The 15,558-nt window shown below is 72.6% G+C and carries 14 protein-coding genes and 1 tRNA gene; 12 read left to right on the top strand and 3 right to left on the bottom strand.

Features of this window, described 5'->3' with window-relative positions; genetic code table 11:
* Nucleotides 1-97 precede the first annotated feature (97 nt).
* From ABD106_RS01520 to ABD106_RS01550, 7 genes are all read left to right on the top strand, one after another.
* Nucleotides 98-847 carry an alpha/beta fold hydrolase gene (locus ABD106_RS01520; protein WP_343916619.1) on the top strand — a complete coding sequence of 250 codons (750 nt, stop codon included), beginning with the start codon at nt 98-100 and terminating at the stop codon, nt 845-847.
* Between the two features lie 247 nt (nt 848-1,094).
* Nucleotides 1,095-1,916: an ABC transporter ATP-binding protein gene (locus ABD106_RS01525; protein ID WP_343916621.1), complete on the top strand. Its 822-nt coding sequence runs from the start codon at nt 1,095-1,097 to the stop codon at nt 1,914-1,916.
* Nucleotides 1,913-3,355: an ABC transporter permease gene (locus ABD106_RS01530; protein WP_343916623.1), complete on the top strand. Its 1,443-nt coding sequence runs from the start codon at nt 1,913-1,915 to the stop codon at nt 3,353-3,355. The genes ABD106_RS01525 and ABD106_RS01530 overlap by 4 nt, the downstream gene beginning before the upstream one ends.
* 155 nt (nt 3,356-3,510) lie before the next feature.
* On the top strand, nt 3,511-5,292 hold the full coding sequence (gene leuA / locus ABD106_RS01535) for a 2-isopropylmalate synthase (protein ID WP_343916625.1): 1,782 nt from the start codon (nt 3,511-3,513) through the stop codon (nt 5,290-5,292).
* A gap of 25 nt (nt 5,293-5,317) precedes the next feature.
* Nucleotides 5,318-6,049, top strand: coding sequence for a DNA repair protein RecO (recO, locus tag ABD106_RS01540; RefSeq protein ID WP_343916627.1), 732 nt, complete (start codon nt 5,318-5,320; stop codon nt 6,047-6,049).
* Complete coding sequence (locus ABD106_RS01545; protein ID WP_343916629.1) at nt 6,046-6,822, top strand: isoprenyl transferase; 777 nt, start codon at nt 6,046-6,048, stop codon at nt 6,820-6,822. The genes recO and ABD106_RS01545 overlap by 4 nt, the downstream gene beginning before the upstream one ends.
* Complete coding sequence (locus ABD106_RS01550) at nt 6,822-7,661, top strand: endo alpha-1,4 polygalactosaminidase (protein WP_343917848.1); 840 nt, start codon at nt 6,822-6,824, stop codon at nt 7,659-7,661. Before ABD106_RS01545 ends, ABD106_RS01550 begins: the two co-directional genes overlap by 1 nt.
* A 6-nt stretch (nt 7,662-7,667) precedes the next feature.
* Here ABD106_RS01550 and ABD106_RS01555 read toward each other — a convergent pair whose 3' ends face one another.
* Entirely contained in the window at nt 7,668-8,222 is a 555-nt protein-coding gene (locus ABD106_RS01555; protein ID WP_343916631.1) for a GNAT family N-acetyltransferase, read from the bottom strand.
* The gene (locus ABD106_RS01560) at nt 8,219-8,821 is read right to left on the bottom strand and encodes a nucleotidyltransferase domain-containing protein (RefSeq protein WP_343916633.1); all 603 of its coding nucleotides are present in this window, start codon (nt 8,819-8,821) and stop codon (nt 8,219-8,221) included. Before ABD106_RS01560 ends, ABD106_RS01555 begins: the two co-directional genes overlap by 4 nt.
* Before the next feature lie 203 nt (nt 8,822-9,024).
* Here ABD106_RS01560 and ABD106_RS01565 point away from each other — a divergent pair, with 203 nt between their 5' ends.
* Genes ABD106_RS01565 through dnaG form a run of 4 tightly spaced genes read left to right on the top strand, consistent with a single transcriptional unit; the run spans nt 9,025 to nt 14,656 of the window.
* The gene (locus tag ABD106_RS01565) at nt 9,025-10,404 is read left to right on the top strand and encodes a glycine--tRNA ligase (protein WP_343916635.1); all 1,380 of its coding nucleotides are present in this window, start codon (nt 9,025-9,027) and stop codon (nt 10,402-10,404) included.
* A complete protein-coding gene (gene dusB / locus ABD106_RS01570) occupies nt 10,401-11,555 on the top strand; it encodes a tRNA dihydrouridine synthase DusB (protein WP_343916637.1) in 1,155 nt (384 codons plus the stop codon). The genes ABD106_RS01565 and dusB overlap by 4 nt, the downstream gene beginning before the upstream one ends.
* Entirely contained in the window at nt 11,545-12,798 is a 1,254-nt protein-coding gene (locus tag ABD106_RS01575) for a deoxyguanosinetriphosphate triphosphohydrolase (RefSeq protein ID WP_343916639.1), read from the top strand. Before dusB ends, ABD106_RS01575 begins: the two co-directional genes overlap by 11 nt.
* A 7-nt stretch (nt 12,799-12,805) precedes the next feature.
* Nucleotides 12,806-14,656: a DNA primase gene (gene dnaG / locus ABD106_RS01580; RefSeq protein ID WP_343916641.1), complete on the top strand. Its 1,851-nt coding sequence runs from the start codon at nt 12,806-12,808 to the stop codon at nt 14,654-14,656.
* Between the two features lie 9 nt (nt 14,657-14,665).
* On the opposite strand, the gene ABD106_RS01585 is transcribed toward dnaG, so the two are convergent.
* Nucleotides 14,666-15,364 (bottom strand): hypothetical protein, encoded by a 699-nt coding sequence (locus tag ABD106_RS01585; RefSeq protein WP_343916643.1) that lies wholly within the window; start codon nt 15,362-15,364, stop codon nt 14,666-14,668.
* Nucleotides 15,365-15,476: 112 nt separating this feature from the next.
* On the opposite strand from ABD106_RS01585, the gene ABD106_RS01590 reads away from it, so the two are divergent.
* Nucleotides 15,477-15,549: transfer RNA gene (locus ABD106_RS01590), tRNA-Asn, on the top strand.
* Nucleotides 15,550-15,558 lie beyond the last annotated feature (9 nt).

The raw sequence follows: 15,558 nt of genomic DNA on the forward strand, positions 1-15,558 counted from the left end.
TCGGGGCGCCCCGCGCCCCGCCCTCCCCGCTGATCGAGCCGGTCGGGGCGCCCTGCGCCCCGCCCGAGTCGAGACCACCACCCGCCAGGATGGCTCCATGCACCTCGAGACCTCCGGCCCTTCGGACGGGCGCCCGCTCCTGCTGCTGCACGGCGGTGGCGTGTCCGGCTGGATGTGGCAGCCGACGCTCGAGCGGCTGCGAGCCCCGGTCCGCGCGCTCGTCCCCGACCTGCCAGGCCATGGCCGCAGCGCATCCGACGACTACCGCTCGCACCGCGAGACGGTCGACGCGCTCGTGCTGCTGCTCGAGCAGCACGCGCCCTCGGGCGCCGTCGTCGCGGGCTTCTCGCTCGGGGCGCAGCTCGCGGTGCTGCTCGCCTCCGAGCGCCCGGATCTCGTCGCCGACGTCGTCGTGGTGAGCGCGCAGGCGAAGCCCCTCGCGCTCGCGGGGCCGACGGTCGCGATGCTCGGGGCCGCAGCGCCGCTGGCCCGCTGGCCGCGCTTCGCGCGGCTGCAGGCGAAGGAGCTCTTCGTGCCCGAGTCGCTGCTGCCCGCGTACCTCGAGGACTCGTCGCGGATCAGCCGCGCGACGCTCGTCACGAGCGTGGGGGAGAACCTGCGGTTCGCGCCGCCTGCTGGATGGGCGGTGCCGCGCAGCCCTGCGCTGGTCGTCGCGGGGGCGCGCGAGCGAGCGCTCATGCGCGACTCGGCTCGGATCCTGCAGGCGGCGCGACCCGGGAGCGAGCTGCGCATCCTCGAGGGTGTCGGCCACGGCCTCCCGCTGCAGCGCCCCGCTCTCATGGCGGTGATGCTCGATGAGCGGCTGCGAGCGCCTGCGGCGGGATGAGGCGGTTGGGGCACCGAGTGGCCGTGCCGCCCACCAGTGGGTGGGCAGGTCGGTGCCGCAACACCTACCGAGGGCGCTCCTGACGTGGTCTCGACTCGCGCGGGCGCCGGGGCGCCCGTGCGGCTCGACCGGCGAGGTGGGGGCGCCCGTGCGGCTCGACCGGCGAAGGGCGGATCATCCGGTCGGATGACCCGGCGTCGGTCTTCAGCGCGACGACACCGATACCGGCGCTGCGTTGACTGGAACCATGCACCAGCACGCACTCCGCCTCCGAGCCGTCACGAAGCGCTTCGGCCACGGCGACGCATCCGTCACCGCCCTCGACGGGCTCGACCTCGCGATCGAGCCCGGCACCCTCACCGCCGTCATGGGCCAGTCCGGCTCCGGCAAGTCGACCCTCCTGCACCTCGCCGCCGGCCTCGACGAGCCCACCTCGGGCGACGTCGTGATCGGAGGCACCTCGGTCGTCGGCCTCGACGACGACGCGCTCACGGCGCTGCGCCGCACGCAGGTCGGCGTCGTCTTCCAGTCGTTCAACCTCGTGCCGAGCCTCACCGCGATCGAGAACGTGCAGCTGCCCGCGCTGCTCGCGGGCGCTGCGCCCGACGGCAAGCGCATCCAGGACCTGCTCGACGACCTGGGCATCGCCGGGCTCGGCGCCCGCCGCCCCCACGAGCTCTCGGGCGGGCAGCAGCAGCGCTTCGCGATCGCTCGTGCGCTCGCCCACCGCCCCGCGATCGTGCTCGCCGATGAGCCGACGGGCGCGCTCGACAGCGCGACGTCGCTCGAGGTGCAGGAGATCCTCGTCGCGCAGGCGGCAGCCGGCCAGGCGATCGTCGTCGTCACCCACGACGCGGCCGTCGCCGCTCGCGCCGAGCGGGTCGTGCTGCTGCGCGACGGCCGCCTCGACGACGACCTGCCGGCGACCGATGCTGCAACGATCGCGCAGCGGATGCTGCAGCGCCCTGGCCACGCGGACCCCGCATCGCTCGCCGGACCCCCGATCGCGGGTCCGGCTGGCGCGCTCGGGTCCGCTGGCGCGCACCGCTCGAGCGGCGGCGTCCGATGACCGCGACCGACGCGCCGACCGCCGCACCCGCCGCGGCCAGCGCCCGCACCGCCGGCGCGTCCTCGCGCACGGGCGCCGCGCTCGCGTTCGCCGTCGCGGCCCTCGCCTCAGCCTTCGGCACCGCGCTCTCGACGCTCATGGAGCACGCGGCGCTCGCGCTCTACGGCGAGCGCATGGTGGCCGAGAGCGAGACGGCACGACTGCTGCTCGCGCTCGCCGGCACGCTGCTCATCGGGGTCTCGGTCGTCGTGGCCGCGATCGTCGTCCGCCAGGCGCTCACCGGTGCGGTCGAGGACCTGCGCGGTGAGATCGCACTGCGCCGCCTGCTCGGCGCGACGGCACGATCGGAGCGGCGACGGATGCTCGGCCGCTTCGCCGCCGTCGGCGTCGGCGGCGCCGTGCTCGGCTGGGGCATCGGCGTGCTCGCGGCGATCCCGGTCGAGGCGCTGCTGACGCAGCCGGCCGAGGGACTCGAGCTGACCGGCATGCCGCCGGTCATGCCCGGAGCGCTCGCGCCCGCCATCGCGGTCGCGCTCGCGGCGATCGTCGCCGCCTGGCTCGCGACGCGCACCGTGCTCGCCGTGACGCCGCTCGAGGCGCTGCGCGGCTCGGGCGTCGACGTCGAGACGACGCGCCGCTCACGCCGCGTCCCCGCCCTCATCGCACTGACGATCGGCGCGCTGCTGCTCGTCGGCGCGGTCGTGCTCGGCGCGATCACGCCGTTCGCGGTGCTCGTCGGCTTCGCCGGCGGCATCGTGCTCGTCGTCGGCATCGTCGGCATCGCACCGGCGGTCGCGCCGCCGCTCGTCGCGCTCGCCGGCCGCGCCATGGGCCGCTCCGTGCCCGCGCGCGTCGCAGCGGGCACGCTCGCGACGCATCCGGGCCGCACCTCGTCGCTCGTGCTCGCGCTCTTCGTGGGCGCCGCGGTCGTCACGATGATGGTCACGGCGGGCGCCTCGCTCACGACGGCAGTGGTCACGATCGAGCGCGACCCGGTCTTCCGCGCCGAGCTCGAGGCGCTGCTCACCGGCGTCACGATGGTCGTCACGGCGATCGTCGGCTTCTCGGCCGTGCTGGGCGTGCTCGGCTTCGTCGCCGCGATGCTGCTCTCCGTGCGCCGCCGCACGCGCGAGATCGGACTGCTCCGGATGCTCGGCCTGCGTCGCGCGCACACCGTGCGGATGCTGCTGGCCGAGGCTGGCGCGATCACGATCGTCGCCGTCACGACCGGCTTCGGCGTCGGGATGCTGCTCGGCTGGATCGGGGTGCAGTCGATGGTCGGCTCGGTGCTGGGCGTCGTCTCGACCGCCCCGACGATCCCGTGGCAGCTGCCCGTCGTGCTCGCGATCGCGGGTCTCGCCGTCGCGGCGATCGCGAGCTGGCCCGCCGGTCGGCGTGCGTCGCGCATCGCGCCGCTCGCCGCCGTCGCCGCCGACTGACGGCCTCCGTGCACCCGCCCCGGCGAGGGGCGGGTGTACGCTGGAGCCATGCAGAGCGCGCTGCTCCTTCGTCGCCGCGACGAGGCCTGAACCCCGGGCTTCCTCGTCGCGGAGGCCGTCCTGCCCGGACATGAGAGCAGCGACAGGAGCGACAGATGAAGAACATGCAGCAGCCATCCGGGATGCCGGCGCACCGCTACACCCCGTACCACGAGCAGATCAAGGTCGAACTCCCCGACCGGACCTGGCCCTCGAAGCGCATCGAGCGCGCGCCCCGCTGGTGCGCCGTCGACCTGCGCGACGGCAACCAGGCGCTCATCGACCCGATGACGCCCGACCGCAAGCTGAAGATGTTCCAGCTGCTGGTGGGAATGGGCTACAAGGAGATCGAGGTCGGCTTCCCGTCGGCGAGCCAGCTCGACTTCGACTTCGTCCGGAAGCTCATCGACGAGGACCTGATCCCCGACGACGTCACGATCCAGGTGCTGACGCAGTGCCGCGACCACCTCATCCGCCGCACGTTCGAGTCGATCGACGGCGCGAAGCAGGCGATCGTGCACATCTACAACTCGACGAGCGTGCTGCAGCGCGACGTAGTCTTCCGCTCCGACCGCGAGGGCGTGAAGCAGATCGCCGTCGACGGCGCCAAGCTGTGCCTCGAGCTCGAGGGCATGCTCGAGCGCACGAAGGTCTTCTACGAGTACAGCCCCGAGTCGTACACGGGCACCGAGCTCGACTACGCGCTCGAGGTCTGCAACGCGATCATCGAGACGCTCGACGCCCGCCCCGAGCGGCCCGTCATCATCAACCTGCCGTCGACGGTCGAGATGGCGACGCCCAACGTCTACGCCGACTCGATCGAGTGGATGCACCGCAACCTCGCGCGCCGCGAGTCGGTCATCCTGTCCCTGCACCCGCACAACGACCGCGGCACGGGCGTCGCGGCGGCCGAGCTCGGCTACATGGCCGGCGCCGACCGCATCGAGGGCTGCCTGTTCGGCAACGGCGAGCGCACGGGCAACGTCGACCTCGTCGCGCTCGGCCTGAACCTGCTGACGCAGGGCATCGATCCCGAGATCGACTTCTCCGACCTCGACGGCATCCGTCGTGTCGCCGAGCACTGCAACCAGCTCAAGGTGCACGAGCGCAGCCCGTGGGCGGGCGACCTCGTCTACACCGCCTTCTCCGGCTCCCACCAGGACGCCATCAAGAAGGGCTTCGAGCGGATGGCCGAGGACGCCGAGCGCGCCGGCAAGAGCGTCGACGAGATGACCTGGGCGGTGCCGTACCTGCCGATCGACCCGAAGGACGTCGGCCGCAGCTACGAGGCCGTCATCCGCGTCAACTCGCAGTCGGGCAAGGGCGGCGTGTCGTACCTGCTGAAGGCCGACCACGGGCTCGACCTGCCGCGCAGGCTGCAGATCGAGTTCTCGAACATCGTGCAGGGGCGCACCGACAGCGAGGGCGGCGAAGTGACGAGCGACGCGATCTGGTCGATCTTCAGCGACGAGTACCTGCCGAACCCGTCGCGCGAGGCAGAGGACCAGTGGGGCCGCTTCGAGCTGCGCGAGGTCGGCTCGTCGTCGACGCTCGGCGGCGAGACGCGCCTCACGGTCGTGCTGCGCGATGAGCAGACGCTGCGCGACGTCGAGTCGGCCGGCAACGGACCCATCGACGCGCTGCTGTCGCTGCTGCGTGGCGAGGGCGTCGAGGTGTCGCTCATCGACTACGTCGAGCACACGCTCGCCGAGGGGCAGGACGCGCAGGCGGCCTCCTACGTCGAGCTCGAGCTCGGCGGCACGCGCTACTGGGGCGTCGGCATCGACCACTCGTCGACGAACGCGTCGCTGCGCGCGATCGTCTCCGCCGTCAACCGCGGACTGCGGGCACGCGGCGTCGTCGGGGCGCCGGAGCCGGTCACCGCGCAGAGCGTGTAGCGGCCCGAGACCTGCTGACGAGCCCATGCCCACCTACCGCGACGAGGGGGTCGTCCTCCGCACCCATTCGCTGGGGGAGGCCGACCGCATCGTCACGCTGCTGACGCGCGAGCACGGCAAGGTGCGCGCGGTCGCGCGCGGCGTGCGGCGCACGTCGTCGCGCTTCGGTGGGCGGCTCGAGCCCTTCATGGTCGCCGATATGCAGCTCGCGGTCGGCCGCAGCCTCGACATCATCACGCAAGCGGTGACGCTCGGCAGCTACGCGCCGGTCATCGTCGCCGACTACCGCAGCTACACCGCGGCGACCGCGATGGTCGAGACGGCCGACCGGCTCACCGACGAGGACGGCTCGCGGCAGCAGTACCTGCTGCTCGTCGGTGCGCTCCGGTCGCTCGCGCGCTCGGAGCACGATCCGTCGCTCACCCTCGACTCCTACCTGCTGCGGGCGCTCTCGGTCGCGGGCTGGGCGCCGTCGTTCGGCGACTGCGCCGTCACCGGCGAGCCCGGTCCGCACCGCTCGTTCGTGCCGCAGCTCGGCGGCATGGTCGCCGACCACGCGGCACCCGCCGGTGCGCTCCGCGTCGACGAGCCCACGCTCGAGCTGCTGTCGGCGCTGCTGACGGGCGACTGGGCCCACGCCGAGACCGCCCATCAGGGCATCCGCTCGCGCGCATCCGGAGCCGTCGCCGCCTACGTGCAGTTCCACCTCGAGCGCGGGCTGCGCAGCCTCGAGCACGTCGACCGGATCGCTCCGTGAGCGAACCGCTGCGGCCGATCGACTGGACCGGCGAGCAGCCTCCCGTCTACGAGCGCGGCACGCTGCCGAAGCACGTCGCGATCATCATGGACGGCAACGGCCGCTGGGCGAACCAGCGCGGCCTCACGCGCACGCAGGGCCACGCGGCGGGCGAGGCGGTGCTGCTCGACGTCGTCGCCGGTGCCCTGCAGGCGGGCGTCGAGCACCTCTCCGTCTACGCGTTCTCGACCGAGAACTGGAAGCGCAGCCCCGACGAGGTGCGCTTCCTCATGGGGTTCAACAAGGACGTGCTGCGCCGCCGGCGCGACCAGCTGGACGCCTGGGGCGTGCGCGTGCGCTGGGCCGGCCGGCGTCCGCGGCTGTGGGCCTCCGTCATCCGCGAGCTCGAGGAGGCGGAGCGGCGCACGGCGGGCAACCGCACGATGACGCTGCAGATGTGCGTCAACTACGGCGGCACGCACGAGATCGCGGATGCGATGCGCTCGATCGCGGAGGACGTCGCGGCAGGGCGCCTCAAGCCCTCGGGCGTCACCGATCGACTCGTGCGCAGCCGCATGTACAACCCCGATGTGCCGGACGTCGACCTCTACATCCGGTCGTCGGGCGAGCAGCGGATCTCGAACTTCCTCACGCTGCAGGGCGCCTACGCCGAGATGGTGTTCCTCGACCGGCTCTGGCCCGACTTCACGCGCCGCGACCTCTGGCGCGCGCTCGACGTCTACTCCGGCCGCGACCGCCGCTTCGGCGGAGCCATCGACGCGCCGACGGCGTGATGCGACGCCACGCCGCCGCGGCCGTGCTCGCGGTGGTGCTCGGTGCCACCGGTTGCGCGGCCGGCGCCTCGGATGCCGGGGCCGGGTTCGACGAGGCCGCGTTCGAGGATCGCTGGACCGCCGCCGAGCAGGGCGGCCTCGACTACCAGCTGGGCGGCGCGTCCGACGTCGGCGACGACGTCACGGTCGTGGTGCGCGACCGCGAGGCGCCGCCCGCGGGCGTCGTGCTCGACGTCTGCTACGTCAACGCGTTTCAGACCCAGCCGGGCGAGCTCGAATGGTGGTCGCGCGAGCACCCCGAGCTGCTGCTGCGCGACGCCGCCGGCGATCCCGTCGCCGATCCTGCATGGCCGGACGAGCGCATCCTCGACTCGTCGACCCCGTCGTCCCGCGCCGCGATCGCCGAGATCGTGGGCGAGTGGATCGACGGATGCGCGCGGGCCGGCTTCGAGGCCGTCGAGCTCGACAACCTCGACGCCTGGACGCGCGTCGACGGGCTGTCGCAGGCCGGCACGCTGGCGCTCGCGAGCATGCTCGTCGACCGCGCGCACGCGGCCGGGCTCGCCGCGGCGCAGAAGAACGCGCTCGAGGCCGGCCAGGCGGGGGCCGCGGCCGGCTTCGACCTCGTCATCACCGAGGAGTGCGCGCGCTTCGACGAGTGCGGCGCCTACGGCGCGCTGCACGACCGCCACCTCGCCGTCGAGTACGCCGGCGCGCTGCCGGACGGTGCGACCTTCGCCGCTGTGTGCGACCGTCCCGGCCAGCCGCCGCTCATGGTGCTACGCGACGCGGGGTTGGCGCCGCGAGGAGACCCAGCGCACATCCTCGAGCGGTGCTGACCGGGGTCATCGAGCGCCGATGCCTCCGCCGGGGTGGCCGTCGTCACACGCGTCCGCATCCAGCGAACCGGTCCAGCGGACCTCGCCGTCCACCACCGTCTCCGTGGGGCTCATCCCCAAGGATCGGGCGACTCGCTGCGATGCGCTGTGCTTCGGATGGATGTGGGCCAGGAGCTCTCGGATGCCGAGCATCGCGAGCTCGCTGACGAGCAGGGATGCGGCGCGCGAGCCGAAGCCTCGTGCCTGCCACGGGCTGCCGATGACCCACGCGATCTCCGCCGACTCGCCACCGACCGGAATCGTCGCCTGCACGTAGCCGATCGGGCGCCGCTCCTCGCCGAGCAGCACCACCAGGTTGAGCCATCGCTCCGAACCGTCGGGCGGTCCGCCCTGCACCTGCACCGCATAGCGACGCTCGAGCTCCTCTCGGGCCGCGGGCTCGCCGCCCGTATACACGTGGAGCGCCGGGTCGGCGAGCACGTCGGCCATCGCCTCGGCATCGGTGACCGAGAGCGGGCGGAGCGCCAGGAGCGGCCGCTGGGGTCCGCGGTGCTCGGTCAAGAGGCGAGGCGCTCCCGCCACGGGTGGTCGTCCGTGAGGCGGTCGGCGAGCCATGCGCGCGCCTCGTCGTCGAGCGCGGGCAGCGCGGCGTCGAGCCACGCGACATCCGCCTTCTCGGCGGCGGCGTAGGCCAGCACGATCTGCGGCTTCGCGAAGCGGATGCCGTTGACCGTCACGAGCGCGTCCTCGAGCGGCATCGTGACGGCAGTGTCGCGGCGGAATCGCCACGACTCGCTGTCGCTCGGGTCGAGCAGCACCTCGTACTCCCACTGGCCGTACGCGCTGTGGCGCAGCCAGATGCTCGTGGTGCCGAGCGGCAGCACGTCGGAGTCGTGGGGGAGCAGGGGCTTGAGCGCACCCTGGAAGGCGCACCACAGCTGCCACTTGCCGCCGAGCCAGCCGCGCAGCAGGCTCAGCTCGCTGCGGGGGATGACGATGTCGAGGTCGCCGTGCTGCCGATCGCTGCCGAGCGCAATGTCGACCGCCCAGCTGCCACCGATCCACCAGGCGCCCGAATAGCCGTCGAGCAGATCGGCCGCATCGCTGGGCCAGCGCTCTGCCCACGCCCCGTAGAGCTCCCGCCGCTCCTGGCTCCGCATCAGGCCTCCTCGCAGACTTTCGGGGCGCGCGCGCCCCGAGTCACGAGCCTATCTCAGCCCCCTGTCACCCTGCGTGCACCGCCGACGGCGACGGCGGCACGGATGCGCTCGTGCCTCGGTAGAATCGAGGTTCACGTGCCGCGCGCGCGACCCGGGCTGACCGGCCCGGGGAGACGGCGCGCGACCGATCTCAAGGAGCCCCCGTGGTGCAGAACCGTCTCGACGCCGTCATCAACCTCGCGAAGCGCCGTGGCTTCGTGTTCCAGGCGGGCGAGATCTACGGCGGATCCCGGTCCGCGTGGGACTACGGGCCCCTCGGCGTGGCGCTCAAGGAGAACATCAAGCGCCAGTGGTGGAAGACGTTCGTGCAGGGCCGCGACGACATGGTCGGTCTCGACTCGTCGATCATCCTGCCCTCGGCCGTGTGGCACGCATCCGGCCACGTCGCCACCTTCACCGATCCGCTCGTCGAGTGCCTGCAGTGCCACAAGCGCCACCGCCAGGACCACCTCGAAGAGGCGTACGCGGCGAAGAAGGGCCGCGAGGCCGCCTCGATGGAGGAGATCACGTGCCCCGACTGCGGCACGACGGGCAAATGGACCGAGCCGCAGATGTTCTCGGGCCTCATGAAGACCTACCTCGGCCCGGTCGACAACGAGGCCGGCCAGCACTACCTGCGCCCCGAGACGGCACAGGGCATCTTCGTCAACTTCTCGAACGTGCTCACCGTCTCGCGCAAGAAGCCGCCGTTCGGCATCGGCCAGGTCGGCAAGGCGTTCCGCAACGAGATCACGCCCGGCAACTTCATCTTCCGCACGCGCGAGTTCGAGCAGATGGAGATCGAGTTCTTCACCGCGCCCGACGACGCCCCCGAGTGGTTCGACCGCTGGGTCGAGGCGTGCTGGCAGTGGTTCGTCGACCTCGGCGTCGACCCGGCCAACATGCGCCGCTTCGACGTGCCCGAGGAGGAGCGCGCCCACTACTCGGCGGGCACGATCGACGTCGAGTACCGCTTCGGCTTCCAGGGCTCGGAGTGGGGCGAGCTCATGGGCATCGCGAACCGCACCGACTTCGACCTGAAGTCGCACTCCGAGGCGTCGGGCAAGGACCTCGTCTACTTCGACCAGGCCACCGGCGAGCGCTACACGCCGTACGTCATCGAGCCGTCGTTCGGCCTCACGCGCAGCCTCATGGCCTTCCTCGTCGACGCGTACGCCGAGGAGGAGGTGCCGAACGCCAAGGGCGGCACCGACACCCGCACGGTGCTGCGCCTCGACCCGCGCCTCGCGCCGGTCAAGGTCGCCGTGCTGCCGCTGTCGCGCAACGAGCAGCTGTCGCCGCTCGCTCGCGAGATCGCCGGTCGCCTGCGCGGCAACTGGGCGATCGACTTCGACGACGCCGGCGCGATCGGCCGCCGCTACCGCCGCCAGGACGAGGTCGGCACGCCCTTCTGCGTCACGATCGACTTCGACTCGCTCGAGGACGGCGCGGTGACCGTGCGCGAGCGCGACTCGATGGCGCAGACGCGCGTCAAGGTCGACGACCTCGAGGCGCACCTCGCGCAGGGGCTCATCGGAGCATGAGCACCACCGTGAGCACCGCGCCGACGCTGTCGATCGGGCCCATCGCCCTCGACGCGCCGGTCGTGCTCGCGCCCATGGCCGGCATCACGAACACGGCGTTCCGGAGGCTGTGCCGCGAGTTCGGCGCGGGGCTGTACGTGAGCGAGATGATCACCTCGCGCGCCCTCGTCGAGCGCACACCCGAGACGATGCGGCTCATCAGCCACCACGAGTCGGAGTCGCTGCGCTCGGTGCAGCTCTACGGCGTCGATCCGCGCACGGTCGAGCAGGCCGTCGCGATCCTCGTCGACGAGGATCGTGCCGACCACATCGACCTCAACTTCGGCTGCCCCGTGCCGAAGGTCACGCGCCGCGGCGGGGGCAGCGCGCTGCCGTGGAAGCGCGACCTGTTCCGCGCGATCGTGACGCGCGCCGTGCAGCGCGCCGGCGACATCCCCGTCACCGTGAAGATGCGCAAGGGCATCGACGACGAGCACCTGACGTTCCTCGATGCGGGCCGCATCGCCGAGGACGCCGGGGTCGCGGCGGTCGCCCTGCACGGGCGCACCGCGGCGCAGCACTACTCGGGCACCGCCGACTGGTCGGCGATCGCGCAGCTCAAGGAGGCCGTCACCTCGGTGCCGGTGCTCGGCAACGGCGACATCTGGCAGGCAGAGGATGCGGTGCGGATGATGCGCGAGACAGGCGTCGACGGCGTCGTGGTCGGCCGCGGCTGCCTCGGGCGGCCGTGGCTGTTCGGCGACCTCGCGGCCGCGTTCGCCGGGAGCGACGAGCGCCACCGCCCGACGCTCGGGCAGGTCGCCCACGCCTTCCGGCGGCACGCCGAGCTGCTCGTCGAGTTCTTCGACGAGGAGGACCGCGCCTGCCGCGACATCCGCAAGCACGTCGCCTGGTACTTCAAGGGCTACCCGGTCGGCGGCGACGCCCGCCGCGCCCTCGCGGGCGTCGAGTCGCTCGCGCAGCTCGACGACCTGCTCGGTGCGCTCGACCACGCGGTGCCGTACGTCGCCGAGGGCATCGAGGGGCAGCGGGGCAGGGCCGGCAGCCCGCGCAAGCCCGCGCTCCCGGACGGCTGGCTCGACAGCCCCGAGCTGACGCCCACGCAGCGCGCCGCCCTCATCGAGGACGAGAGCGACACCCGTGGCGGCTGAGCAGCGCACGACGGGCCTCGGCGACTACACCGCGCACGACGCCGAGCGGCGCCTGCCCGAGACGCACGCCTCGGCGCGCACCGACTTCGCGAGGGACCGCGCGCGGCTGCTGCACTCGAGCGCGTTCCGCAGGCTCGGCCAGAAGACGCAGGTGCTCTCGCCCACGATGGGCTTCGACGACTCGCGCACGCGGCTCACGCACTCCCTCGAGGTCGCGCAGATCGGCCGAGAGCTCGCGGTCGCGCTCGGCCTCGACCCCGACATCGTCGACACGGCCTGCCTCGCCCACGACATCGGGCATCCGCCCTTCGGCCACAACGGCGAGCGCGGCCTCAACGAGTGGGCGCTCGGCATCGGCGGCTTCGAGGGCAACGCGCAGACGCTCCGGGTCATCACGCGGCTCGAGCCCAAGATCATCCGCGACCAGCCGTACGGCCTCAACCTCACGCGCGCCTCCGTCGATGCCGCGTGCAAGTACCCGTGGCCGGCCGGCGACGTGCACGACGCATCCGGCCGCATCAAGTTCGGCTTCTACGAGTCGGATCGCGAGGCGTTCGAGTGGATGCGCGAGGGTGCCCCCGAGGCGCGCCCGAGCATCGAGGCGCAGGTCATGGACCTCGCCGACGACATCGCCTACTCGGTGCACGACTTCGAGGATGCGGTGGTGGGCGGCTACGTCGACGTCGCGAAGCTGCAGAGCCGGGTCGGTCACGACGAGCTCGTCTCGACGATGCTCGCGTGGGTGGGGCCGGAGTTCACGCGCGACGAGCTGCTCGCCGCCTTCGACCGGCTCGACGACCTCGACACGTGGCTGCGCTCGTTCGACGGCTCGCGCGCCGATCACGCGAAGCTCAAGAACCTCACGTCGAAGCTCATCGGCCGGTTCGCGAACGCGTCGAGCCGGCGCACGCGCGAGACGCACGAGGGGCCGCTCGCGCGCTTCGGCGCCACCGTCGAGGTGCCGCGCGAGGTGCGCGCCGAGATCGCGGTGCTCAAGGGCACGGCCGCCGTCTTCATCCTCGCGGAGCGCCGTCAGCCGATCTACGCGAGCCAGCGGCGCATCCTGCAGGAGCTGTGCGACGCGATCCTGCGCATCGGGCCGAGCGCGCTCGACCGCGCCTTCGCCGACGACTGGGCCGACGCATCCGACGACGCGCAGCGCGCTCGCGTGGTCGTCGACCAGGTCTCGACGCTCACCGACCGCGGCGCGTTCGCGTGGCACGAGCGCCACGTGGGGGACTGAGGCCGTCGTGGCGGGGCGGATCCGGCGCGAGGACATCGACGAGCTGCGCGCGCGCATCTCGATCGTCGACGTCGTCGGCGCTCACGTGACGCTCAAGACGGCGGGCGTCGGCAGCATGAAGGGGCTTTGCCCCTTCCACGACGAGCGCTCGCCCTCCTTCCACGTGCGACCGACCGTCGGCCGCTACCACTGCTTCGGATGCGGCGAGGACGGCGACGTCTTCCAGTTCGCGATGGCGATGGACCACACGTCGTTCACCGAGACGGTGGAGCGCTTCGCCTCGCAGCTCGGCTACACGCTGCACTACGAGGACGGCAAGCCGCAGGAGGAGACGAGCGGCCGGTTGCGCCTGCTCGAGGCGAGCCGCGCCGCTGAGGCCTACTTCCGCGAGCAGCTCGTCACGCCCGCCGCAGCGCTCGGGCAGCGCTTCCTGGGCGAGCGCGGGTTCGACCTCGCGGCCGCGGAGCGCTTCGGCGTGGGCTTCGCGCCCTCGTCGTTCGAGTCGCTGAAGCAGCACTTGCGCGGTCGCGGCTTCACCGAGGCCGAGCTGCTCGGTGCCGGGCTGCTGAGCGAGGGGCAGCGGGGCAGCTACGACCGGTTCCGCGGCAGGCTGATCTGGCCGATCCGCGACGTCGCGGGCGCGACCGTCGGCTTCGGGGCGCGGCGCCTCTCCGACGACGACAAGGGCCCGAAGTACCTCAACTCGCCCGAGACCCCGATCTTCCGCAAGAGCCAGGTGCTCTACGGGCTCGACCTCGCGAAGCGCGACATCGCGCGCGGCCATGAGGCGGTCGTCGTCGAGGGCTACACGGATGTGATGGCGTGCCACCTCGCGGGCGTGACGACCGCGGTCGCGACGTGCGGCACGTCGTTCGGCGTCGACCACATCAAGGTGCTGCGCCGGGTGCTCGGCGATGTGTCGACCACCGACACGCGATCGCTCGGCAGGGTCGTGTTCACGTTCGACCCCGACGAGGCGGGCCAGAAGGCGGCGGCCCGCACCTTCGCCGAGGAGCAGCGCTTCGCGGCGCAGACGTTCGTCGCCGTGCCGCCGGGCGGGCTCGACCCGTGCGACCTGCGGCTCGAGCGCGGGGATGACGCCGTGCGCAAGCTCGTGCAGTCGCCGCGGCCGCTCTTCGAGTTCATGCTGCGCCGCATCGTCGCGGAGCACGACCTCGAGACGGTCGAGGGGCGGGTGGCCGCGATGCGCCGCGCGGCGCCCGTGCTGCAGTCGATCCGCGACCGCGCGCTCGCCGACGGCTACACCCGCACCGTCGCGGGCTGGCTCGGCGTCACGCCTGAGGAGGTGCGCAGCGCGGTGCGCCAGGCCGGGCCGCGCCCGGCGGGGACGCCCGACGGTGCTGCCGGCGCGCATCCGCCCGCCGATGTCGCCCTCAAGCAGCTCGAGCGCGACCCGGCCTCGCGGCTCGAGCGCGACGCCATGTCGGCGCTGCTGCAGCAGCCGGCCGTGCTCGGGCGCGAGCTCGCGGTGCGCGGCGCGACCGCCTACATCGCGAACCCGTCGCTCGCGGTGGTGCGCGACGGCGTGCTCGCGTCGCTCGACGCGATCGATCGGCCCGACTTCTCCGAGCAGGTCGCCCAGGCGGTGCCGTCCGAGATCGTGCCGCTCGTGCGCACGCTCGCGATGGCGCCCATCCCGCAGTCGACGAACGAGGGCGTCACCGCCTACGTGCGCGGCATCGTCGGCTCGCTCGTCGACCGCGACATCCTGCGGCGCAAGGCTGAGCTGCTCGGCAGCCTGCAGCGCATCGGGCCCGCCGATCCCGAGGGCTCGAAGCGGCTGCAGGAGCAGCTCATGGAGCTCGAGCGCGAGCGGCGGTCGCTGCGCTCGGAGTAGCTCCTCGGCCTACGGGGCGAGGAAGTTGATCTGGAAGTGCTCGAACACGACCTCGTCGATCGACTCGAGGTCGCCGGCGCCGGCCGGGCACGTGGCACGGATGGCGCTCGTCGACTGGCTCGACTGGAAGTTGCGGGCGTAGTAGACCTCGGTCGCACCGGCGTCACCCTCGCGCACGGTCGAGAGGAAGACCACGGTCGTCCCCTGCGAGTCCGACGGCCCCAGGTCGACGAGGTCGGTGCTCTCGGGCGCGGTGCCGCCCAGGAAGGCGGTGAGGGTCGCGAGCGAGCTCTCCTCCTCGTCGGTCGAGTCGCTGTCGGGCATGCCCTGGTAGGCCCAGAAGGAGCAGCCGGTCGCCGTCTCGACCACGCTGATCGTGGGGCCGATGGGGAAGTCGGAGTCGGGCTGCACGGTGAACGCCGAGTCGGTGAGGATGCTCGTCTCCCAGCCCGCGAGCGTGCCCGGCTCGAGCGCGGTGTCGAAGTCGACGTACTCGGGCAGGTCTCCGCCGTCGGCGCTCGGCGACGGCTCGGTGCTCTCGGTCGGCTCCGACCCCTCGGTCGGGCTCGGCTCGGCGGAGGGCGGCGCGCTCGGCTGCGCGGGCGCGGCCGTGGGCAGCGCGGGCGGCATGATGATGCAGCCAGACATGGTGAGCGCTACGCCTGCGGCGAGGGCGAGCATCGGGAGGTGGCGGGTGCGTGCGGGCATGGATGCTCCAGGGCGTGCGGGACGGACGTCGTGCTTCGCACGCTAGCGCGAGAGCCCCCGATGTGACCCAGAGCCGCGCGGGATGCTACGCTTGTCGTCGCTCCTGCAGCGATCCTCGATAGCTCAATTGGCAGAGCAGCCGGCTGTTAACCGGCAGGTTGATGGTTCGAGTCCATCTCGGGGAGCGATCGAAA

Source organism: Agrococcus citreus, assembly GCF_039527715.1.
GTDB lineage: Bacteria > Actinomycetota > Actinomycetes > Actinomycetales > Microbacteriaceae > Agrococcus > Agrococcus citreus.

Coding starts and splice junctions, on each gene's coding strand:
- ABD106_RS01550 (WP_343917848.1), top strand. CDS start 6,822: ATGCGACGCCACGCCGCCGCGGCCGTGCTCGCGGTGGTGCTCGGTGCC.
- ABD106_RS01520 (WP_343916619.1), top strand. CDS start 98: ATGCACCTCGAGACCTCCGGCCCTTCGGACGGGCGCCCGCTCCTGCTG.
- ABD106_RS01560 (WP_343916633.1), bottom strand. CDS start 8,821: ATGCGGAGCCAGGAGCGGCGGGAGCTCTACGGGGCGTGGGCAGAGCGC.
- dusB (WP_343916637.1), top strand. CDS start 10,401: ATGAGCACCACCGTGAGCACCGCGCCGACGCTGTCGATCGGGCCCATC.
- ABD106_RS01585 (WP_343916643.1), bottom strand. CDS start 15,364: ATGCCCGCACGCACCCGCCACCTCCCGATGCTCGCCCTCGCCGCAGGC.
- leuA (WP_343916625.1), top strand. CDS start 3,511: ATGAAGAACATGCAGCAGCCATCCGGGATGCCGGCGCACCGCTACACC.
- recO (WP_343916627.1), top strand. CDS start 5,318: ATGCCCACCTACCGCGACGAGGGGGTCGTCCTCCGCACCCATTCGCTG.
- ABD106_RS01530 (WP_343916623.1), top strand. CDS start 1,913: ATGACCGCGACCGACGCGCCGACCGCCGCACCCGCCGCGGCCAGCGCC.
- ABD106_RS01525 (WP_343916621.1), top strand. CDS start 1,095: ATGCACCAGCACGCACTCCGCCTCCGAGCCGTCACGAAGCGCTTCGGC.